Origin of the sequence: Nonlabens sp. Ci31 (assembly GCF_012974865.1) — a bacterium.
GTDB lineage: Bacteria > Bacteroidota > Bacteroidia > Flavobacteriales > Flavobacteriaceae > Nonlabens.
On sequence record NZ_CP043633.1, the window covers coordinates 2,354,489 to 2,377,910 of the forward strand.

Here is a 23,422-nt window from a genome sequence, read left to right on the forward strand (position 1 = left end):
CCACGCTAAAAAAATAGCGTGGTTTTTTTTCATTTTCTTTTCAGTGTCTATCCTTTAGAAGGTGGCACAGCACAGCTAGCCGCTTCTTTTTTCACACCTAACTTTACTAAGATGGTTTCTAATAAACACCACTTTGTAAAAGCAGATTGTATCAAGTTGACCCCTATGAAAACGGTAAACCACATCCAATTTGGGTTGACATAAACGCTGAGTACAACGCTCAATAATACCATGGTACCTACGATCACTCTAAAATATTTATTTAACATAATTCTTATTTTATTATTTATATAAATCTATCTATAGGAACGACCACTGCCTTAACAGGGTTGTTCGTTTCTAATGTTGTATTAAACTCTTCTATTAACCGAAACAAAATATCGATATGCTCCTCATCTGTAAAAGAGAAAAATAGACAAGACTCTGTTCCAGAACCTGAACCAGAAAACCAGTTAGAGGCACTCAACAAAGTCGCTATATTTTTATAACCGTCAATGTCTGAAGTACTCACGTTTTCTATCTGTGCGTTTTTAAAGAGTTTCAATACCTTATTTTGAAACTCTTCTGCTGTTGTGACTATTACTAATTTCATCGTTTTATCTGATTTGGTAGTTCCAGCGCAGTCGGAAAGCGCGACTTTGCAAATGGTTATTTATAATTTTTCTTTTCTATCATGTAATATACCAGTGGTACGACCAATAAAGTAAGCACTGTAGAAACAATGGTTCCACCCATTAAGGATATGGCCAGTCCTTGGAAAATAGGGTCAAATAATATGACAAAAGCTCCAATAACCACTGTTCCAGCTGTTAATAAAATAGGTGTCGTACGCACAGCTCCAGCTTCAATAGCGGCTTGTTTTAAAGGCACGCCATCGTCAGTTCGTAAATTGATAAAGTCAATAAGCAACACCGAGTTCCTGACCATAATTCCTGCCAGAGCAATCATTCCAATAAAAGAGGTGGCGGTAAAGAAAGCTCCCATCAACCAGTGACCTAAAATAATACCTATTAAGGATAATGGTATGGCTACCATCATAACAATAGGGGCTTTAAAATTCTGAAACCACCCTACAATTAAAATATAAATCAAAATGATAGCGCCCAAGAAGGCAATACCTAAATCTCTAAATACTTCTAGCGTGATTTGCCATTCACCATCCCATTTTACGGTGTAGTCATCTTCAAAGTCAGGTTGTCCTAAGTACATTTCATTAAGTTCATAACCTTCTGGCATGGGTATGGTTTTTAACTTTTCTTCCATCCCTAAAATAGCATAGGCAGGGCTCTCAAGTTCGCCGGCCATATCGGCCATTACATAGACCACTCGCTTTTGATTCTTACGATAGATACTTTTAGCACTTGTGGTTTTTGTAATATCGACCAAATCAGCAATCGGTATCATATTACCTTGATTTGATGTCACTCGTAATTGTGAAATATCTTGTATGGTGGACTTTTCTTTTTCGTCAAGTGCCAGGACAATTCCTATTTGTTGCACCGCATCTTCATCATAGAGCGATGTGATAGGACGGTTAGATAAAGCTAAATTCATAGTCTGAGCAATTTGTTGTGGAGCTACTCCATATAACATTGCTTTTTCTTTGTTAATAGTGAATTGATATTCTATTTGGTCGTCTTCAACCATCCAGTCTATATCTACCACATCATCTGTGTTTTTCAGGATGTTTTTAACTTCTTTAGCTACTGCCATTTGTCCCTCGTAGTCAGGTCCATAGATCTCAGCAACAATAGTTGATAATACCGGTGGTCCGGGTGGAACTTCTACCAGCTTGACATTTGCATTATACTTAGCCGCAATCTTTTTAATGTCTGGTCGGAACAGGCTTGCTATGTCATGGCTTTGTGCATCGCGCTTCCCTTTATCAATCAAGTTGACTTGAATGTCTGCCATATTACTACCGCCACGTAAATCATAGTGACGTACCAATCCGTTAAATGTAATAGGAGCAGAGGTTCCTATATAGTTTTGGTAGTTGACTACTTCAGGTCTTGTGGATAAGTATTGAGCAATTTCTTGAGTAACGACACCAGTGCGCTCTAGAGTGGTTCCTTCAGGCATATCAATGATTACTTGAAACTCGTTTTTGTTATCAAATGGAAGCATTTTTACCGCAACAGAATTCGTAAAAAATAAGCCCATAGTAGCTAGTAGAATCACGAAGGTACCACCTAAGAACAGCCAGCGCTTGGAGCGACTTTCCATCAAGGGACCTTGAAATTTAGCATACAACCTGTAAATCAAAGTTTCTTCTAGTGGTTTCTCTGCTTTTTTAACAGCTCCTTTTTTCTCTTTTTCTCTTAAGAAAATATATCCCAAATAAGGGGTGATGGTCAAGGCTACAAAGAGTGATAATATCATAGCAATAGAAGCCCCTATAGGCATAGGAGCCATATAGGGTCCCATAAGTCCAGATACGAAAGCCATAGGTAATACTGATGCTATCACCGTAAATGTGGCGAGTATGGTAGGGTTTCCAACTTCGTTAATGGCATATAGTGCAGCATCCTTGAAGGGTAAGCGTTTCATTTTAAAATGCCGGTGCATATTCTCTGCAATAATGATGGAGTCATCCACCACAATACCCGTCACAAAAACTAACGCAAAAAGTGTGATCCTGTTCAACGTATAATCCAGCGCGTAATAACTTAGTAAAGTCAGTGCAAAGGTGATAGGTACTGATAAAAACACTACTAATCCACCACGCCAGCCCATAGCAAGCATCACTACAAATGTTACGGCAAAGATAGACCCGATGAGGTGCAAGAGTAATTCAGATACTTTTTGAGAAGCCGTTTCACCATAATTTCTTGTGATTTCTACGTGAACATCATCAGGTATAAGAGTCTTGCGTAAATGCGCTACTCTATCAATAATAATATCTGCAATTTTCATTGCATCAGCACCTTTGCGTTTTGCAACAGATAAAGTCACCGCAGGATATTCCGATAGATAATCCGTTTTTTTATCACTTCCTTGACCAAAACCTAAACTCACATAACTCTGTGGTACTTGAGGACCGTCTATAATTTGAGCTACTTGTTTTAAATAAATCGGTTGATTTTGTTGCACACCGATCACGAGGTTTTCCACATCGGTTACACTCGAAAGAAATTTACCTGTGTTGACAGTAAATTCCGTATCATTTCTATCAAAAGTACCGGAGTTTAACTGGGCATTATTTGCCTTGATCATTTTAGAAACCGACATAAAATCCAGGCCGCTGGCAGCTAGTTTGTTTTTGTCTAGGACTACACGCAACTGGCGTTCACTACCCCCTATTTTATGTGTAATGGCAACGTCGTTTACTTTTTCAATTTCTGCTTTTAGTTCTTGAGCCATCTGTCCCAATTGAAAACCGTTATAATTTTCACTCCACAAAGTTAGTCCCAACATGGGGACATCATCTATGGCACGTGTTTTGACCAGCGGCATGGTCACACCTTCTGGCATCTGATCCATATGTTTGTTGATCTCGTTATAGAGCTTTACAAAACTGCGTTCAATATCTTCTCCAACATAAAACTGTACAATCACCATTCCTTGTTCTTTCATCGAAGTAGAATAGACATATTCCACTCCTTTGATGTTTGAAATGAGTTGTTCCAAAGGTTTGATAACACGGGATTCTACCTCGGTAGGGCTGGCTCCAGGGTATCCAACAAAAATATCGGCCATTGGGACGTCTATTTGAGGCTCTTCTTCTCTCGGTATTAAAAACGAGCTGTACACACCTACGACCATAAATACGATCATTAAAAGCACTGTCAGCTTTGAATTCATAAAGACTTTGGCAATTTTGCCGGCTAATCCTTCTTTCATTAGGTATATTTTTTGAGCGTTTTAAAAGGCTTCCCGATTTCTATCGAGATATGTCTATCTTTTTTTGGCACTTTTCGCGAAAGCGAAAACAATCACAAAAAGGATATTCACTGCTATCCTTAACGCAGCATTTTGTTATTGAATGGACACTTTTGCCCCGTTGAAAAGCTTGCCTTTGGCAGTGAGAATAAAGCTCTCATCTACATTTAGTCCAGATAGAACCTCTACCTGATCACCTATATTTTTACCCAATCGCAACCATCGTAACAGGGCTGTATTGCTCTCGCTTACCGTGTAAACACCAGAGAGTTGTCCGTTTGTAATCAGTGCAGATGTAGGTATCAAAATACTGTTGTTTGTGGCCTTTCTCTCTACAGGGAAAGCTACTGTAGCAAACATTCCTGATAGTATGGGTACCTCTGTTTTGTCTAATGCAATTTTTACTAAGTACTGTCCGCCAGTTTGCTGAGCAGAAGTACTCACTTCTTTCACAGTGCCAGCAAGCGTTTCATCGATAGAGCTGACCATTACATTCACTTTTGTATCGGCTTGGATTTGTGATATTTCGGTCTCTGGAACTAGTGCCATCACTTCAAAATGGCCTGGAGCTTCTATGGAAATAAGCGGTTGTCCTGGATTTGCCATACCGCCTTTTTTCACATTCTTACTGGTAATCACACCGCTAAAAGGTGCTGTTATGTTGGTATAAGCAAATTGTGCATTGATTTCATTTTTCATTTGCTTGGCACTTTCCAACCGTGCTTTTGCCATATTAAAATTGGCCGTCATATCATCCAGTTCTTTTTGTGATGCGCTATTCTCTGCAAACAAGTTTTTAAAGCGATTGTAGTCTTTTTGTGCATTGTTAAAGGCGACAGTAGCTTCTGTAATGCCGGCATTTATTTGGGCTCTTTTGGCTTGTAAATCAGTGTTGTTTATGGAAATCAATAATTGTCCTTCAGTCACTTGATCACCTACATTTGCAGCAACACTGTTGACATAACCCATCATACGTGTGCTTAATTGTGCACTGTTTACGGCTTGTACTTTACCGCTTACCGATAGAAAAGAACTGTTGGTATTATCTGTAACCGCTTGTACGCTAACAGGAATTGCTTCAGAGAGGTCTTCTACAGTTGATGGCTCTTTGTCTCCACAGCTTGTGGCAAGTAAAGCAATAAGAATAGTGCTTATGATATATATGTTTTTCATTCTTTTTATTTTATGGATATGGAGTATCGACATGGTTAATGGGATCGTTGATTGCTATTATGCTGTTTTAGTTAAAAAATGGAGGTAAGCTTGGGCATAATTAAACTCAAAAATGGTTTGATAGTATTCCATCTGTTTTTGAGCAAATTGTGTTTCGGCACTCAATAAGTCGGAAGCTTTCTCGAGACCTTCTTTAAATCTGTTGGTACGTATGCGCAATGATTCTTGAGACTGTTCTAAAGCTAATTCTGATAGTTTTAATTTGTTCCCGGCATCGGTAAGCATGCGCAGCGCTTTGTTGAGTTCGAGTTTGCTTTGTGATACATATTGCTCGTATTCCAGTTTTGATTTCTCAAGAGTGGCTTTACTTTTTTGAGCTTGGCCTATGCGCTGCGATCCTTTAAATAGGTCCCAACTCAATTGTGCACCTACTACATAACCATTGGCACTAGCTTGAAAGAGGTTGTCATCATATAATTCGTAAGATCCAAAGGCGTTCAATCTGGGTAGAAAAGCCATTTTATCGGCTTTGTTTGCGGCTTCGTAAGCATTTGTAGCCAGTTGCATCGCTCTGATATCTGATCTGTTTTCTGAGAAGTCATTTTCTTTAACCGTAATGCTCTGTACAGCAAGACTATCGCTAGGCTTATAGACGACATAACTTTCATCGTTCATTAAAAACGATAGGTAGTTAGAGGCATTTTGAACATTGCTTTGCGAGGTTTGTAGCTGGTTTTGTACTTCTGTAACACGCACCTCTACGTTAAGTACGTCAGCACGTTGTAAATAACCTTGTTTAAATCTGTTTTGAGCTAGTTTTAAATTGGCTCTTGCGGCTTTTTCTGTTTTTTCTAATACAGCGACTCCTTTATAAGCTAATTGTAATTGCATGTACGCTTTCTCCACTTCAAAAGAGAAGTACTCCTCTGTACGTTGCCTTTTTAAAGACATGGCATCCATAGAGGCTCGTGCTGCTTTACGTTGATACAAGCCGTCTAGATTCATCAATGGCTGCTGCACTTGTATAACAGTAGCAAAGTTTTGAACACGGTCAGGGTTGTTTAGCAAGTCTGGATTAAAATCATTTTGTGTTAAAACCCCTTGATTTAATTTAGATCCAAATGCCATCAACGGATTGGTCGTTATAATACCCGTATGGCTGGCGGTTATATTGGGTAGAAACACCGAGTTGGTCTGATTAAAATCAGCTTTTGCCTCCATAAATTCCTGTTGTGAAATTTTAATAGAGCTGTTGTTTTCAATGACCTTTATCGCGACTTCTTCTTTAGAAATCAAGACGGTTTGTTGTGCAAATACTTGTGGTAAAGCTGCAAAACTAACTATTATAAAAACTAGAATTTTCTTCATTGTTATAAATTGATAGACAAAAGTAGCCTGCTTAATTAAAGTTTTATGTGACCTAAGTCACACAGCGCTAAAAAAAATAGTCCAATCCCAACTTCATGACATTTGTTTGAAGTACATGACTTAAATTTACCGGTTCTATGGATTCATTAACTCAAATAGTATTAGGAGCGGCTGTTGGTGAGGCTGTTTTAGGAAAAAAAGTAGGGAACAAGGCGATGCTCTATGGAGCTATTGCTGGAACTATACCGGACTTAGATGTAGCTGCTTCTTACTTTACAGATACGGTAACCGCTCTTTCTATTCATCGCGGATTCACACATTCTATTGTGTTTTCGCTGCTTTTTGCGCCTGTTCTAGGTTGGTTGGTTTCTCGTTATGAAACCTATAAAGATTTTAAAGCTTGGTCGTGGTTGTTTTTTTGGGCATTTGTCACGCATCCTATATTAGATGCGCATACAACTTGGGGAACACAATTGTTTTGGCCGTTTGATTTGAGGCTGGCTTTTAAGACCATTTTTGTTATCGACCCGCTCTATACACTTCCATTTTTAGCGTTTTTAATTTTGGCGTTAAGACAAAAACGAAGCTCTAAAAAAAGATCTTTTTATAATAAAACGGGACTTATAGTAAGTTCTTTGTATTTACTCTTTACCTTCTTTTTAAAATGGAGTGCCTTTTCGCAATTTGAGGCTGCTTTAAATAATCAACATATTGATTATTTAAAAATCGATACCAGACCAGCTCCTTTAAATACGGTACTGTGGAGCGCAAATGTAGAAACTGAAAAAACTTTTTTATGGAGTAATTATTCGTTTTTTGACACACAACCTATCACTTTTGAAAGTTATCCTAAGAACCACGAGTTACTAGGTGATCTTGTTGAAAAAGAAGCTGTACAACGCATGATTGCTATTTCAGAGAACTGGTACACGATCACTAAAAAGAAGGACCAGCTCTACTTTAACGATTTGCGATTTGGACTTTTAAGCATGGCGCCAAATTCCCAAAACTTTGTATTTCAATACAAAATAGACGTGGATACTACTGGAAACGTATATTTTACAGAGGTCGAAAAAGACACTAGTGACGCTAAAAAGTTACTGGTGGAATTGTGGACGCGTGTGAAAGGGAATTAGAAAGCTGCTAAGAATCACATTTGTTTTATAAGTTCCGCTTTCGCGAAAGCGGAATTACAACCACTTTACTTTACCCTATCAGTACCTCCGTGTCCATCAGCTACCACGAGCATAGTCTTGATGCTGAGGTAGATGAGTTTAAAAAACGGAATGATAGGATTCATCATTTTAAATCGCTGGTATTTTGAAATTCTTTGAGTCATGATTTTTGTTTTTTTACTGTTTACTGTAGTTTGACACCACTTATAACAGCCACTTAAATTTCTCTTTTGTCAATCAAGAAAATTTTACAAGAGTTCTCATTAATGATCCAGGCAGGAACCTCTCTGTATTTGCCCTGTATGCATTTTAAGCAGAAACTAAAAAGCCCTTTTGCAAATAGCAAAAGGGCTTTTTTAACAACTATTTTTTTGGAGCATTCTAATTCTGGTATGCAGACAGCATCCACACAAGTTTTTCTTGCTGCACAATATAATCACTCATTAGCGCAACAGTACCTTCATCATTAGCGTCTGCAGCTATAGATAAAATGGTTCTTTCTTTATGAAGTAAAATCTTTAACGATTCTAGAATGCTGTTAATAGCTATTTCACCATCAGTCACATTCTCTGCAGATTTTATTTCAGAGATCTTGAGGTATTGATTATAGGTGTGCAGAGGAGTTGTACTTAGAGTGAGAACACGCTCAGCAATTTCATCTACTTTTATTAATGCGTCATTATAAAGCTCTTCAAATTTAAGATGTAATTCAAAGAACTTTTTCCCTTTTATGTTCCAATGAAATCCTCTTAGGTTCATATAGAGCAATTGATAGTTGGAGAGTAAATCATTTAACTCTGTAGCGGTAGCTTGCGATGCTTTTACATCTAAACCTATGTTGTTTGTGTTCTTCATAATTATTTATTTAAAATCGTTAATACTTTCACTTAAATCAAACACAGTGGTGTCTTTTAAAATTCTTGATAAAATACTACTTCCCGCGGCACTTCTATAACCACCGAGGCAATGAACCACTACAGGCTTATTCCTTGGAATATGAACTCCACTTTGTCTCAATTCGTTTAATGGATGTGATGTTGCATTTTCAAAGAATTTTTCCTCATCAACTTCACTTAGATTGCGAATATCAATTATGGTGTAGTTATCAGGATTTTTCTTGAAATCTTTTAAATCTAATACGTCAGTTTCCATTAGGTTTTCTTTTTGGAGCGTAATGATTTCTTTTAATTGCTTTTCATACCCGATTTTAGCAATTCTTTGGAGTATGTAGTCTTTACGCTCTTCTTTATCGATTACCAAAGTAAACTCTTCTTCTGGCTCCACGATTGCGCCTAGCCAGGTCTCAAACTTTGCATTTTCTGAAACCGCTTGTATATTGATACTACCTGACAGATGACCTTTTTTAAATAAAGCTTCATCTCTTATGTCTACAATTAAACCAGTCGCCGTTGTATCTCTTTTAAACGGAACTCTATCAATAGCCGGCTTTAGATTTTCTGCTCCAGCTTTATTGATATCTACATCAAATCCAAAATAGGAAGGTATAAAAGGTTGTCCATCAAGAATGGTATCCATAAACTTCTGCTTGGACTGTTTCTTAAACGCCCAATTGCTTTTACGTTCATCTCCTAGAGTACTACTAGCGGCATCACTCATACTCTTGCCACAAAGTGAACCTGCGCCGTGTGCTGGATATACTAAAGCATGATCTGGTAAATAATTAAACTTTGTGGAAAGGCTGTCATACATCATTTCTGCAAGCTCTTCGCGTTTAGCTTTCATATTACCAGCTTTTTCACGTAAATCTGGACGTCCCACATCACCTATAAATAAAGTGTCTCCAGTAAATAGGGCCGTTTCATCATCTTTAGTTGCAACAATTGTTATACTATCTGGAGAGTGTCCTGGTGTATTGATAGCACTTAGCATTACATCTCCAATTTTTATACTATCGCCATCGTCAAAGGATTTATGAGGGTAATCTGCGCCTAATTTTTTGCTGTTATAGATAGTTGCGCTAGTTTCTTTGTGAATCTGTAGGTGTGAGCTGACAAAGTCTGCATGTGGATGAGTTTCTATTACCGCTATGATTGTTGCGTTATTCGCTTTCGCGAAAGCGTAATACTGACTAGGATCACGTTCTGGATCAATAATTGCCATTTCTCCATTATTTACGATCACGTAGGAATAATGAGCTAAAGGCTTATATTCAAATTGTTTTATTATCATAATTTCAAGTATTTAATTAAGTGCTTTAGTGCTGCCACATAAAGCCCTTATTTCTTTAGAGATCTTTTTTAGCGAGATACCAAGTGATTTTTTCTACAGAATCATCTGCAAGTCTCTCGTTTAATGCATCAAGAGATTTTGGTGGTGGACAAATTACTTTATCGCCTCTTTTCCAGTCTAACGGCATTGATACTTTGTGTTTATCCGACATTTGTAAAGCATCTAACGCACGAAGTATTTCATCCATATTGCGGCCTACATTCAATGGGTAATACATAATTAAACGTATTTTCTTTGCAGGGTCTATAAAGAAAACGGCTCTTACCGCAGCTGTTTCACTTTCATTAGGCTGTAACATCCCATATAGTTTTGATACTTTCATATCAATATCTGCGATAATAGGGAAGTCAAAATAAACTCCTGTAGTCTCCCTTACATTTTGTACCCAACCTAAATGTGCGTGAATACTGTCTATGCTCAATCCCAAAAGCTCGGTATTTAAAGCATCAAACTCAGGTTTTCTGATGGCAAATCCGCTCATTTCAGTAGTACAAACAGGAGTGAAATCTGCTGGATGTGAAAACATAACTATCCATTTGTCTTTTGCAAAATCAGACATTTTAATATCCCCCTTAGTTGTAACGGCTTCAAAATTTGGAGCTTTATCTCCAATTCTTGGCATTGAAATAGGTTGTTCCGGTAATAAATTCAAGTTATCCATAATAGTATTTACTTATTGAAATATTTTACGATATAAATTTAAGCTATATTAATGGTTTTTACAGTAACATAGGTTACAAAACAAAGTTCTAAAAAACAACATAGATGCTTTCGCGAAAGCCTAATCAGTCATAAATAGATCTATTTCACAAAAGTTTGGGAAAGAACTTGCCTGTAGTTTTTGTATAGTTTTTATAATCGTGAAACTTAGCACTCCACTTTTTCTCTTTAAAAGCGGGACTTATTTATAAAAGCACTGACAACAATAGTGTTACGAGTATTTTAAACGTATAATAGCTGTATAAAGCATAACCACTACAAGCTAATAGAATGCCTGTGTAAACAGGAGGGGTTATGTGTTTATAAAGTCCGCTTTGAATGAGTTGACTTTTTGACTTAGGCGTTGGGAACGCTGATAGGTTTTTATTAAGTTGTAGCATTGAAAGTATTAATATGGAGATGCCTAAAATAGAAATAAATAATCCTTGTGTTTTTAAATATTTTGGCATATTTATTTCAATAAGTTGCACATTACATAGATATGCTATAAAAGAGCAGCTTGTCAACCAACTAGTATGTAATCTTTAGAATCTAATGTCATACATATATGTTTGAAACAGGAGGGAAAATTAATAGTTTCGTCTTCTAGATCAGCTTTAAATATGGAACTTTAGTTTAGTAATCGCCCCCTTTTATTACTTATTTGCTTCTAGAGATTTATATCTTAAAGAGCTATTTTAATATAGTGTTAGGTTGATAGCTAACCGCATGGTGAAGAAAGTAAATCAATCTTTCTAATGTGTACCGTCGATAACAAAATCCACAGCCATTTGAGCATGTAAATTGGTTGTAGCGAGCGCAGGGATCTTTACCTCTTTTTGTTTTAATAAAAGTGGTAGCTCTGTACATCCCAGAATAATTCCTTGAGCTCCTCGCTTTACCAACAAATCTATTTGATCCATAAAGAATTGTTTTGCCTCGCTCGTGAAGAGACCTTTTGTCAACTCTTTAGATACATAATTGTGAGCTGGCACAATGTAATCGGACTCAGGAATGATAGTCTCTATATCATAATTAGACCTTAAGACACTAGAGATGAAATCTCCTGTCATAGTAGGTTTATTTCCTAATAATCCAAGCTTTTTTAAGCCTTTTCTTTTAGCTTCTTTACCAGTTGCATTTGCAATGTGTAAAATAGGGATGTTAATTTGTGGCTGTACAAAATCATAAACCATATGAGGCGTATTTGCACAAATAATAATGGCTTCTGCTCCAGCCTGTTCTAGTTTTAGAGATACATCGAGGTATTTAGCATTGATCTCATCCTTATTCTGTTTCCGCATTAACTCAATATTTATACTATGTATAATTAGTGGTGGATTGCCTTGGGTTCCAATTTTCTCACCTACTAATTCATTAATTAGTCGATAGTATTCAATAGTTGAATGCCAAGATGTTCCGCCAATCATTCCTAATGTTTTCATCGTAAAGTAGTTTTTAGAAGCCTCTTTTTATGGAAGTCATTTATAGTATTTAATAGTTCCTAACTGATATAATGCGGTTTCTTATTTTGTGATTGAATATTGTAAACGAGGCCTATGGTGTAAAACATTAGGAGTTGATGCTTTATTTTAATGCTATTCAAAGCTAATACTCCATATGCCGCGTACTTCGTTAACATCATAACCCAAGGCTTTATCTTCTGGATACAATAGGGAAATACTTGCAAGCACTTCAGGCTGTATATCTTTACTAGTTGTGCCATGACATTGTAGACACAGCGAGTTTGTCATAATAGGATAGTAAAAATGAGAACGCCCATTTTTTACTTCAGTTACAGGCTGGTAGGTATCATTAAGGGCTACCGCTTTTTTAAATTTATCTATGATCTCCAATTCTCTTGAATTGGCTTGATTTATAGAATTTCTAGGTTGATCGCTCACTCTTTTTATGGTTGCATTTTGCGCGGTCGCCATACTGTCTGTAATAGGATAGGCTTGTTTATTACAAAAGGATACGGCTTCTTTAACACCTTTCTTTTGGATAGTTCCCATCAAGTTTTTGCCTAGTTCTTTCTTAGTGTTTAATGCATATTCAAGTCCGCGTTCAGCAGGTGTGTTTTCTAAATCAGAAGCGGTACTTTTCACCTCTTTTCCATCATTGCGGTATGGCATTTTGCCGTTACTTTCTTCTTCTATATGCTCTTGGAACCATTCGGGTTCATCGATTTTAAAATCGTAAATATAGTCGGCAATTTGTCTGATTTCTTCTTCTACAAAAGGTCGATAGGGCATTAAGTTAAAACGACGTATCGCACCTCGCATCTTAGACTTTTCCTTAGAAGGTTTTTCCACAAAATTCCACATGGCGTTAGCAAAGGCTTCTTTGGTAATATCACTAGTCATGTAATGTGACTTTACTGCTACCATAGGTGGTGCAATACGGCCTTTGTTTTCAGTAGTAGGATGGTGACATACATAGCACTTGTTCACCATCAGTTTTTTACCGGGATGTTGGTCAGAGGTATAGTTAGTTGTTTTCTGTTTTACTTTATCGGGGTTAGTATACTCCGCTTTTTCTAGCTCTTTACAGCTGCTTATGCTTAGTGATATTAATAAAATCATAAGCATTAGAATGGTAGGCTGGTTTATTTTCATGTTTTAGAATTGATGTAATTAATAATATTTATTAATTCCTTTTTTTACATATAGAAACCTAAACAATCCTATTAAAAATAATAGAGGAGCTATACTGATAAGCATAAAACCTACCCATCTGATATCTGTTAAAATATCTAGTTTAATAATAGCAAAACCAGAACTTAAGAATACTATAAACGTTCTGAAATAGGCTAGAAATGTACGTTCGTTAGCTAGATTTGTTCTATCAATAGCTAATTTATCTGTAAGAGATAGGTCTGACTTTTCCATAACTTATTTCGTTTTTTATGAGGCACAACTTCATACCTTTATTTCCAGCCTAGGTATCCACCTTGTAAATCATAGATTTCTTTGAATCCAAGACTTATTAGTTGTCGAGCTGCTTTATTGCTGCGACCTCCAGAACGGCAATACAGGTATATAGGGATTTCTTTATCCAATTTATGGACGTCTTCTAAAAATTGGTTAGATTTTAAAAAGTCAATATTTAAAGCTCCTTTGATATGACCGCTTTGAAATTCAAGGGCAGTTCTAACATCTACCAGTTGAACACTATCTTTAGAAATACCTTGTTTAAATTCGGTGGTAGAAAGTATCTTAATAGCACTGGTATCTTGAGCTGTTGCGCCAAAAAGGCTGCTTAAAAAAGACATAATTACTAGCGTTTTAGTTATAGACATAGGATTGTTTTTAAAAAAATTAAGTAAGCAATTAATATCGCAGCATCACAGATATTACTACAGTAAAAAACGATCTGTTTTCTACTCATTTTACCGAAGATACAAAATCAAGAAGCCGTTTAAAGTGTTGAGGGGCATACATAATTTGTTGTTTTTATTCCGGTTCCTTTAATGGCTTCAAAGCCCCCGTTAACATCTATCAAATTGTGTATACCGCGACTCTTTAAAATAGAGGCAGCTATCATACTTCTATACCCACCTGCGCAATGCACAAAAAAGCTTTGCTCTGGAAAGGAAGCTAAATGATCATTGAGAAATTCTAAAGGTGTATTTTGAGCATCTACAACATGTTCAGAAAGGTATTCACTCTCTTTACGCACGTCAAAGACTTCCAAGTGTCTTTCTTTTTCTTCTTTTTCAAATTGGCTAGCCGTGATAGAAGCTACGGTATCGTATTCCATCGCAGCTTTTTTCCAGGATTCAAAACCACCATCTAAATAGCCTATACTATGGTCAAAGCCTACTCGAGAAAGTCGTGTGAGGGTTTCTTTCTCACGGCCTGGTGCAGTAACTAGGAGTAGGGGTTGTTTTACATCGGCAATGAGCGTGCCTACCCAAGGGGCAAAACTACCGTCAAGACCTATAAAAATAGACCTAGGGATATGTCCTTTAGCAAACTCATCTTGAGAGCGTACGTCTAAAACAACAGCACCAGTTTCTATAGCAACAGCTTTAAAGGCTTTGACTGAAAGGGCTTGTGTGCCTCTTTTGAGTATTTCATCAAGGTCTTCATAACCCTCCTTATTCATTTGGACGTTGAGCGGGAAATAGGGTGGAGGTGGTACTAATCCATGCGTGACTTCGTCGATGAATTCTTCTTTGGTCATGTCTGCTCGTAAGGCATAGTTCATTTGTTTCTGATTGCCCAAAGTGTCTACAGTTTCTTTCATCATGTTTTACCGCAAGCAGATCCAGCACCGTGGGCTGGATATACAATAACATCATCTGAAAGAGGCATTATTTTATTGCGCAAGCTGTCATAAAGAAAGCCTGCCAAATCTTTTTCGGATAGAACACCTATTTTCTGAGCTAAATCTGGTCTGCCCACGTCACCTAAAAATAAGGTATCACCACTAAAAATAGCATGGTCTTTACCATGCTCATCTCTCCATAAATAAGTGGTGCTTTCCATGGTATGACCAGGTGTGTGAAGGGCTATAATAGTTACATCGCCTAGTGGGAACTCTTGTCCATCTTTTGCAATAATCGCATCAAAAGTTGGGTTTGCATTTGGGCCAAAAACTATAGGAGCACCAGTCTTTTTGGAAAGGGTCACGTGACCACTAACAAAATCGGCATGGAAATGGGTTTCAAAGATATATTTGATTTGTGCAGCGTCTTTTTTTGCCCTATCGAGATAGGAAGCCACCTCTCTTAATGGGTCAATAATAGCAACCTCGCCCTTACTTTCTATGTAATAAGCACCTTGTGCTAGACAACCCGTATAGATTTGTTCTATTTTCATTTTTGTTTATTTTATGCCCTCGCAATGTGAACTGTTTCGCTTTCGCGAAAGCGAAACACAAAACGAGATGAACCATATAAAAATAGTACCTATAAGCCTCTTTGTCAGTAACTAATGTTACATAATGAGCTCTTTATAAATAATATAGAAGCCCATGATGAGGACAAACCAGCCAAAAGCTTTCTTTAGCTTTTTACCGTCAATAAATTTATTGAGCCATATACCAATAAATATTCCAACGATAGAAACTGCTGTAAAGGATAGTAAAAATGTCCAGTCTATTTCTAGGTTTTTTACATCACCTAAAAAGCCTATAAGTGATTTAATAGCGATGATAAATAGAGAAGTGGCTACTGCTTTTTTCATAGGCAATTTAGCAAGTAACACTAAGGCAGGGATGATTAAAAAGCCTCCTCCAGCACCCACAATTCCTGTAATGAAACCCACTACAAGACCTTCTATAATGATAAGTGGATAATTATAGGTAATAATGCTTTCTGCTTCAGGTTCTTTGCTTTTGTTGCGTATCATCGATACAGATGCCAGTAGCATGATGAGTGCAAAAAAGAGCATTATGGCTATATTTTTTGTAATCAAAAAGCCTCCTAGTGTAAAAAGTTCTTCAGGAATCGCCGGTATTAAATATGCTCTAGTGAGGTATACAGCTATAAATGCAGGAACTGCAAAAATAATAGCTGTTTTAAAGTCTACCATTCCTTTCATCATATTTTTAACAGCGCCTACTAGTGATGTAGCACCTACGACAAAAAGAGAATAAGCGGTGGCTAGCACAGGATTAAATGCAAGAGCGTATACTAAAATAGGAACGGTAAGTATGGAACCACCACCACCTATAAGTCCCAAAACAAGTCCTATTAAAAGTGCTCCTACATATCCAAGTATTTCTATGCTTTCCATTGAAGAAGTTTGCTGGTATAAAGGTAATCTGTTAAGAATCGATGTTTTGTAACAAAAGTTACAAGACCTCAATAAAACTGCGATGTAGTTCTATCTTACCTATATTTTCCATCTTTTTAAGTAATCTGGATATCACTACACGACTGGTGTGCAAGTCTGCTGCAATTTCTTTATGAGTAGTGTAAATATGCTTACTATTTAATATTTTAATTTTATCGTTGAGGTAGTTTTCCAGGCGCTCATCCATATTATTAAAAGCTATATTATCGATACTTTCAAGGAGTTCCATCATGCGAGTGTGGTAGCTAGCAAAAACAAAGTTGCGCCAAGTTTTGTACTTGCTCGACCATTCTTCCATTTTAGCTACAGGAATCAGGAGTAGTTTTACAGGAGTCTCTGTTACTGCGTGTATTTCACTTTTAGTATTTCCTACACAACAGGTCATGGTCATGGCGCAAGTATTACCACGTTCTAGATGGTAAAGTAATAGCTCATTGCCTTCACTATCGGGTCGCATGATCTTGATACTTCCAGAAAGTAGTAGGGGCATTGATTTAATATACTGACCCGGTTTCATTAAATCTTGTCCAGCGGGAACTTCCATAAAGGTAGCTACATTGTTAATTTCTTCTATAAGTGGCAGTTCAAACTGTGAACCGTAATATTCTTTAAGTTCTTGTATCATTAGTGATTTTTTTTAGCGATCTGCGGGTTGTACATAAAAAAGAGGTGTGACCATATGGCTCTGGCAACAGCTCTTATTATAGATCTAAGTAAATGTAAGTACAGCTATTATCGCTATAAAGATAATCAAAGGATGATTTGCCCTCCCTAAAAGAAGTAAAATAACATAAGTAGCTACTGCAAATGCCATACGAATACCCTAATAAATATATGGATCAGGAACACAAACCAGTGGTTATACTGTATTTTAATTCACTCTTTGGGCGTCACTCTGCTCGCTTATTTCTCTTGGAAATTTTATATGGTTGGGACTCTAGAAAGTTCCCTCTGCGGCAATACTGGGATTGTAAAAAAAAGAATGCTATAACCAACTGACTTTTGGAACATTACTTCTATTTTTAGTCCATCCAAAAGGTTTAATAATCACTTAAAGTAACATTGGTTACTGATTAGGACATTTTAAATTTCTTATCTTTACCGAGTGATAAAGTTATTTTCCTTATCTGTTTCTTTAATCATCCTGATGCAAAGCTTTGGGATGCATGTTAATGATATATCTCAGATGGATGAATTTATAGAGCACGCTCAATTTCATAACGAGCAATATGGCGATAGCATAATCGTATTTATTGCAAAGCATTACGGAGAATTAAAGGCAGACCATGCTAAAGATCACCAAGAAGAAAAAGAAGATCACGAGCAATTGCCATTCCAGCATCAGTCCCACCTTTCTTCCAGTTCTAGTTTTATTTTAAATTCTATTAGAGAAGAATTTAAAACTATGGAACTTCCAGAGTGTAAAGAACATAATTTCCATTACCAAGAGCCTTCCTCATCCCTACACTTAGAAGGACTTTTCCAGCCACCGAGGCTTTCATAAATAGATCAGGATTATTTTTAAGTTCCCTAGCACCATTGTGTTATGGTTTTATTCATGTATATTATTTTATGACAAAATGCTTTCACAAATTATTAATTTCAGTATAAAGAACAAGTTTGTTGTTCTTTTATTTACCGCCTTTATGGTAGGGTTTGGGCTGTATTCTTTATCACAAATTCCTATAGGTGCCGTGCCAGATATTACAAACAATCAGGTACAAGTCATCACCACATCTCGCAATCTTTCTACTCAGGATATGGAGCAATTCATTACCTATCCCGTAGAACTAGAAATGGCAAATTTACCTGGAGTAAAGGAAATTCGTTCGGTTTCTAAGTTTGGATTATCTGTCGTTACCATTGTTTTTGAAGACGATATGGGAACTTATTTACCCAGACAACTTATTGCCGAAAAAATCAAATCGGCTTCAGATAAAATACCTGAAGGATTTGGAACACCAGAAATGGGACCTATCACCACAGGCTTAGGCGAGATATATCAATATATTCTTGATGTACAACCAGAATTTAAAGATCAATACACCGCCGAAGATTTGAGGACTATTCAGGATTGGATTGTAAAACGCCAACTCTCTGGGATACCCGGCGTGGTAGAGGTGAACACTTGGGGAGGACTCTTAAAACAGTATGAAGTCGCCATAGATACCGAAAAGTTAAATGCGATGAACATCTCAGCACGCGATGTTTTTACGGCATTAGAAATGAACAACAGTGTTTCTGGTGGAGGTTATATTGAAAAGGTAAATCAAGCTTTTTTTATTCGCGGTGAAGGACTTGTTTCTTCCTTAGAAGACATAAGGAACATTGTTGTAATCAATAAAAAAGGCATTCCTATTTATATTAAAGACGTGGCAACTGTAGGTTTTGGAAATGCCATACGTTTTGGAGCGATTACAGGAAATGGCGAAGGGGAGAAAGTCCTTGGTCAAGTAATGATGCTTAAGGATGCCAATTCTAAAAAGGTTATCGACGCTGTAAAAGAACGGGTGGCTTCTATTTCAAAATCATTACCAGAAGGTGTTTATATCAATCCCTTTCTTGACCGAAGCGAGCTTATTGCAAAGACCACTTTTACGGTTAGTGAAAACCTAATTTTAGGCTGTCTGATCGTAATTTTTGTGGTGGTATTGCTCCTAGGTAACTTCCGTTCGGGACTGGTGGTGGCATCGGTTATTCCGTTGTGTTTGCTTTTTGCTTTGTCCTTAATGTATATTTTTGGGGTAGATGCCAACTTGATGAGCCTGGGAGCCATTGACTTTGGGATCATTATAGACGGCGCGGTGATTATTGTTGAGTTTATAGCTTTTGAAATCACTAGAAAGAAGGGGGAGATTAATGCTCTCGCTAAAGCGGGGCGACAAGAATTAAAAGATAAAATCACCTTTAATGGAGCCTCAAAAATGATGAACTCTGCCATTTTTGGGCAGCTGATCATTCTGATTGTATTCATTCCTATTTTATCATTGAGTGGCGTAGAAGGAAAAATGTTCAAACCTATGGCGTTGACTTTTAGTTTTGCTCTTATAGGAGCGATGATTCTTTGTTTTACTTATGTGCCTGTTGCAGCGTCTATATTCTTAAAACCATCTACGGCAACAGATAAAAATATCTCCGTTAGACTAATGAAGTGGCTCAATAAAATGTATGAACCTGTCATTCATTGGGCGTTACAGAGTAAAAAAATAGTAATGGGCATTGCTGTCGGTTTATTAGCCTTCTCCATCTTTCTGTTTACAACTATGGGAGCCGAGTTCGTACCTACATTAGATGAAGGGGATTTTGTGATTCAGCCCATATTGAAAACGGGGACATCATTGAGTAATACCATAGAAATAACTACAGAAATAGAAGAGATTCTCTTAAAGCAATTTCCTGAGGTCAATCAAGTAGTCACACGTATAGGGGCTGCTGAGGTTCCTACAGATCCTATGTCTATGGAAGAAAGTGATGTGATTATTGTATTAAAACCTAAATCAGAATGGACCTCTGCTTCCTCAAAAGATGAGTTGGCCGATAAGTTTAAAGAGGCACTTGCAGTGATTCCAGGAATGAAAGTAGAATTTACACAACCTATTGAGATGCGCTTCAATGAATTGATTACAGGAGTGCGAGCAGATATTGCAGTAAAGATTTTTGGTGAAGACCTAGAAGTGCTAGCAAAAAAAGGAAGTGAAATAGGCGCTTTAATTGAAAACGTGCCAGGTGCAGCAGATGTTTCTGTGGAGAAAGTAGCTGGGTTACCAGAGATGAGCGTGCAATACGACCGTGCTAAAATTGCCAGATACGGTCTAAATATTCAAGAGCTGAATGACATGATATCTATGGGCTTTGCAGGAAAAATAGCAGGAAGTGTTTTTGAAGGTGAAAAGCGATTTGATCTTGTAGTACGACTTGATAAGCAAAAACGTCAAGATATTGATAATCTTAAAAATCTGTACATAGATGTACCGGCTGGCGGGAAAATTCCGTTGAGTGAGCTGGCAGATATCAGTTACCAAAAAGGAGCTGCCAAAATATCTAGAGATAATACCAGACGTAGAATAGTAGTAGGTATCAATGTGCGCAATCGGGACCTCCAGTCTGTAGTTGATGACATACAAAAACTTATCGATGAAAATATAAAGTTGCCAGTGGGGTATTCTATCACTTACGGTGGCCAATTTGAAAACCTTCAAAGTGCTAAATCACGATTGATGGTTGCTGTACCTATAGCGCTTATCTTAATATTTGTTCTTTTATACTTTGCGTTCCAATCGGTGCAGGAGGCTTTGATGATCTACTCGGCAATACCACTTGCTGCTGTAGGAGGTGTTTTATTGTTATGGATAAGAGATTTGCCATTTAGTATCTCGGCCGGAGTTGGTTTTATCGCATTATTTGGTATTGCGGTATTAAATGGAATTGTACTGATAGAGCATTTTAAAGAATTACAAAAAGAAGGATTTGAGAGTATGGAAGCTTTAATAAAACAAGGAACTAAAGACAGGCTTAGAGCTGTATTGTTAACCGCTTCTGCAGCCGCATTAGGATTTTTGCCAATGGCAATTTCTACAAATGTAGGTGCTGAGGTACAACGTCCACTTGCTACGGTAGTTATAGGCGGTTTAATAACAGCTACCTTACTCACCTTAGTAGTGCTTCCAGTATTGTATGCCTATCTCTATACACCATCTAAAGAAAAGAAGAAAGGCTCCTCTAAAAAGGCTATCGCTGGTGCAAGTGTGCTGGTCTTACTATTTTCTCTGAATGTACGGGCGCAGCAACAACCTAAAACCTTGGAGGATTTGATCCCGCTAGCAATTCAAAATAATGAAGGATTAAAAGCGAGTGCCTTGCAAGTAGAGCAATCTGATGCGTTGATCAACAGTGCTTTTAGTTTTGATAAAACAGAGGTTTATTATCATTTTGATGAGAACAACTTAGCTTTTAATAATGAGCCTTTACAAGTTTTTGGAATTCAGCAGAATTTCAGTTTTCCAACGGTTTATTTTTCTGAAAAGAAACGGAATCAAGCTAATTCTGCCCTTGCTTTAAACGCATATGATATTAAGGAAAAGGGAATGAAACGTCAAGTAACTGCGGCTTATTATGATTATCAAATCTCTAGAGAAAAGGAAGAGACGTATAAGCAATTAGATAGTTTATACACTAATTTCTCTAAGATAGCAACCAGACGATTTGAACTGGGAGAGACCAATTATCTGGAAAAAATCACTGCTGCCTCTAAACAAAAGCAAATCAATCTGGCCTACATGCAAGTACAAAAAGAGGTCATGCTTGCTTACCGTACTTTACTAAAAGTAATTCAAGTAGATCAAGCTATTACTATCGCTAGAGAACCTTCTCTTAAGGTAAGTATGCGCAGCCTAGAAATAGGGAAGAGTCCAGAAATCAGTTTTTATGAGAGTAGAATAGCCTTGTTAGAAGCAGAACGCCGTTTTGAAAAGCAAAAATTATTACCTGATATCAGTCTGAACTACTTTCAAGGTTCCAATTCTCAATGGAATGGCAACCTCTATGGTTATCAATTCGGATTAAAAATACCCCTGCTTTTTGGAGGACAATCTTCTCGAATCAAAGCAGCAAAAATAGCAGAAGATATCGCTGCAGCAGAATCTAGCGAATATGAAATCCAATTAAGTGCAAAGTTAGACGCGTTACAAGTGAATCTCACCCAGCTTCAAGAGGCGTTAGATTATTATGAGAACGAAGGCAACAAGCTTTCTGAAGAAATATTAAAAACAGCCGATGGTAGTTTTAGAAATGGTGAAATAGATTTTTACCAGTACATCTTAAGTCTAGAAAGCGCTTATGATATCAAGCTAGGCCATCTCGATAAACTCAAGGAATACAATCAAACCATTATTGCCATTAATTACCTAACCCTATAAATAACACGTTATGAAACGTCATATATATAACATAATAACTTTAAGTCTAATACTTGCCCTATACAGTTGTGGGGAACAAAGTAATACATCTGATCAAATAGAAGCCGAAAGTACCGCTGCTATGGATAATCGTATTCAGGTCACGCAAGCCCAATTGGAACATAGCAATATGATTTTAGGAACCTTAGAAGAAAAATCATTTCCGAGCATTGTTTCTGTCAACGGTATCATAGATGTGCCACCAGAAAATAGGGCAGTAGTCAACGCTTTTATGGGAGGATATATTAAAACTACTTCCTTATTAGTAGGTGATGTAGTGCGCAAGGGTCAAGTCCTCGTGACCCTAGAAAATCCTGAATTTATAAAATTACAGCAAGAGTACCTGGAAGTAAATGAGCAACTATCCTATCTCAAATCGGAGTACAATAGACAAGTAAGTATGAAGGCTGAAAATATTACCTCTCAAAAAAGCTTTTTAAAAGCAGAAAGCGATTATAAAACTGCCGTAGCAAAGCATACAGGTCTAGATAAACAATTGAGAATGCTCCACATCTCACCATCGATTGTGCGCTCTGGAACTATCAGTTCGGTTGTGAGTATTTATGCACCTATCTCAGGAAGTATTACCAAAGTGAATATTTCAAAGGGCAGCTATCTTTCACCAGCCACTGAAATTTTAGAAATCATCGATACAGACCATATTCACTTGGAACTTTCTGTTTTTGAGAAGGATATTATGAAGATAAAAAAAGGACAAGAAATCGACTTTAAAATTCCTGAAGCATCATCAGATAGGTACAAAGCTGAAGTGCATTTGGTAGGTACATCCATTGAAGAAAACAGAACGATTAAAGTACACGGGCATCTAGAAAATGAAGAGAAAACCCACTTTTTAACAGGAATGTTTATAAATGCAAGTATTATTACAGATTCCGCTTTCGCAAAAGCGGTACCTAATGAAGCAGTAGTAGAAGTAGATGGCGTGTTTTATGTATTAGTCTTAGACCAAAAGGAAGGCGATACCTATTATTTCAATCAAGAAGAAGTAAAAGTGAAAAGCAGTTATAATGGTTTTACTGTAATAGAAAATAAGAGTAGTTTTGATTCAGAGACAAAGTTCTTGACCCAAGGCGCTTTTAATTTAATAGGAGATTAA

General features: G+C 37.1%; 20 protein-coding genes and 1 pseudogene. 4 read left to right on the forward strand and 17 right to left on the reverse strand.

The window, feature by feature from the left end:
* Positions 1-47 precede the first annotated feature (47 nt).
* From F0365_RS10400 to F0365_RS10420, 5 genes are all read right to left on the reverse strand, one after another.
* Positions 48-269, reverse strand: coding sequence for a DUF2892 domain-containing protein (locus F0365_RS10400; RefSeq protein WP_169933625.1), 222 nt, complete (start codon positions 267-269; stop codon positions 48-50).
* 17 nt (positions 270-286) lie between these two features.
* Entirely contained in the window at positions 287-592 is a 306-nt protein-coding gene (locus tag F0365_RS10405; protein WP_169933626.1) for a hypothetical protein, read from the reverse strand.
* 56 nt (positions 593-648) lie between these two features.
* A complete protein-coding gene (locus F0365_RS10410) occupies positions 649-3,843 on the reverse strand; it encodes an efflux RND transporter permease subunit (protein WP_169933627.1) in 3,195 nt (1,064 codons plus the stop codon).
* Positions 3,844-3,978: 135 nt separating this feature from the next.
* Positions 3,979-5,055: an efflux RND transporter periplasmic adaptor subunit gene (locus F0365_RS10415; RefSeq protein ID WP_169933628.1), complete on the reverse strand. Its 1,077-nt coding sequence runs from the start codon at positions 5,053-5,055 to the stop codon at positions 3,979-3,981.
* Positions 5,056-5,112: 57 nt separating this feature from the next.
* Positions 5,113-6,423 (reverse strand): TolC family protein, encoded by a 1,311-nt coding sequence (locus F0365_RS10420; RefSeq protein WP_169933629.1) that lies wholly within the window; start codon positions 6,421-6,423, stop codon positions 5,113-5,115.
* Between the two features lie 137 nt (positions 6,424-6,560).
* Between F0365_RS10420 and F0365_RS10425 the strand changes: the two genes are divergently transcribed.
* On the forward strand, positions 6,561-7,559 hold the full coding sequence (locus tag F0365_RS10425) for a metal-dependent hydrolase (RefSeq protein WP_169933630.1): 999 nt from the start codon (positions 6,561-6,563) through the stop codon (positions 7,557-7,559).
* Between the two features lie 65 nt (positions 7,560-7,624).
* On the opposite strand, the gene F0365_RS10430 is transcribed toward F0365_RS10425, so the two are convergent.
* From F0365_RS10430 to F0365_RS10485, 12 genes and pseudogenes are all read right to left on the reverse strand, one after another.
* Positions 7,625-7,762, reverse strand: a complete 138-nt coding sequence (locus tag F0365_RS10430; RefSeq protein WP_169933631.1) for a hypothetical protein — start codon at positions 7,760-7,762, stop codon at positions 7,625-7,627.
* Between the two features lie 217 nt (positions 7,763-7,979).
* A complete protein-coding gene (locus F0365_RS10435; protein WP_169933632.1) occupies positions 7,980-8,453 on the reverse strand; it encodes a Dps family protein in 474 nt (157 codons plus the stop codon).
* A gap of 6 nt (positions 8,454-8,459) precedes the next feature.
* A complete protein-coding gene (locus F0365_RS10440; protein WP_169933633.1) occupies positions 8,460-9,788 on the reverse strand; it encodes an MBL fold metallo-hydrolase in 1,329 nt (442 codons plus the stop codon).
* A 55-nt stretch (positions 9,789-9,843) separates the two neighbouring features.
* Positions 9,844-10,509 (reverse strand): peroxiredoxin, encoded by a 666-nt coding sequence (locus tag F0365_RS10445; protein ID WP_169933634.1) that lies wholly within the window; start codon positions 10,507-10,509, stop codon positions 9,844-9,846.
* A gap of 244 nt (positions 10,510-10,753) precedes the next feature.
* The gene (locus tag F0365_RS16810; protein ID WP_206071275.1) at positions 10,754-11,017 is read right to left on the reverse strand and encodes a methyltransferase; all 264 of its coding nucleotides are present in this window, start codon (positions 11,015-11,017) and stop codon (positions 10,754-10,756) included.
* A 285-nt stretch (positions 11,018-11,302) separates the two neighbouring features.
* On the reverse strand, positions 11,303-11,992 hold the full coding sequence (locus tag F0365_RS10455; protein ID WP_169933636.1) for an aspartate/glutamate racemase family protein: 690 nt from the start codon (positions 11,990-11,992) through the stop codon (positions 11,303-11,305).
* Between the two features lie 153 nt (positions 11,993-12,145).
* A complete protein-coding gene (locus tag F0365_RS10460) occupies positions 12,146-13,165 on the reverse strand; it encodes a DUF3365 domain-containing protein (RefSeq protein ID WP_240961604.1) in 1,020 nt (339 codons plus the stop codon).
* 18 nt (positions 13,166-13,183) lie between these two features.
* Complete coding sequence (locus F0365_RS10465) at positions 13,184-13,438, reverse strand: DUF202 domain-containing protein (RefSeq protein ID WP_169933637.1); 255 nt, start codon at positions 13,436-13,438, stop codon at positions 13,184-13,186.
* A gap of 38 nt (positions 13,439-13,476) precedes the next feature.
* Complete coding sequence (locus F0365_RS10470; protein WP_240961605.1) at positions 13,477-13,848, reverse strand: rhodanese-like domain-containing protein; 372 nt, start codon at positions 13,846-13,848, stop codon at positions 13,477-13,479.
* Positions 13,849-13,967: 119 nt separating this feature from the next.
* Positions 13,968-15,373 (reverse strand): annotated as a pseudogene (locus F0365_RS10475) (MBL fold metallo-hydrolase).
* Positions 15,374-15,490: 117 nt separating this feature from the next.
* Entirely contained in the window at positions 15,491-16,291 is an 801-nt protein-coding gene (locus F0365_RS10480) for a sulfite exporter TauE/SafE family protein (RefSeq protein ID WP_169933638.1), read from the reverse strand.
* A gap of 58 nt (positions 16,292-16,349) precedes the next feature.
* Positions 16,350-16,976: a Crp/Fnr family transcriptional regulator gene (locus tag F0365_RS10485; RefSeq protein WP_169933639.1), complete on the reverse strand. Its 627-nt coding sequence runs from the start codon at positions 16,974-16,976 to the stop codon at positions 16,350-16,352.
* A 480-nt stretch (positions 16,977-17,456) separates the two neighbouring features.
* Here F0365_RS10485 and F0365_RS10490 point away from each other — a divergent pair, with 480 nt between their 5' ends.
* The 3 genes from F0365_RS10490 to F0365_RS10500 all read left to right on the forward strand — a co-directional run bounded on the left by F0365_RS10490 (position 17,457) and on the right by F0365_RS10500 (position 23,422).
* Complete coding sequence (locus F0365_RS10490; protein WP_169933640.1) at positions 17,457-17,855, forward strand: hypothetical protein; 399 nt, start codon at positions 17,457-17,459, stop codon at positions 17,853-17,855.
* 76 nt (positions 17,856-17,931) lie between these two features.
* A complete protein-coding gene (locus tag F0365_RS10495) occupies positions 17,932-22,266 on the forward strand; it encodes a CusA/CzcA family heavy metal efflux RND transporter (RefSeq protein ID WP_169933641.1) in 4,335 nt (1,444 codons plus the stop codon).
* A gap of 10 nt (positions 22,267-22,276) precedes the next feature.
* Positions 22,277-23,422: an efflux RND transporter periplasmic adaptor subunit gene (locus tag F0365_RS10500; RefSeq protein WP_169933642.1), complete on the forward strand. Its 1,146-nt coding sequence runs from the start codon at positions 22,277-22,279 to the stop codon at positions 23,420-23,422.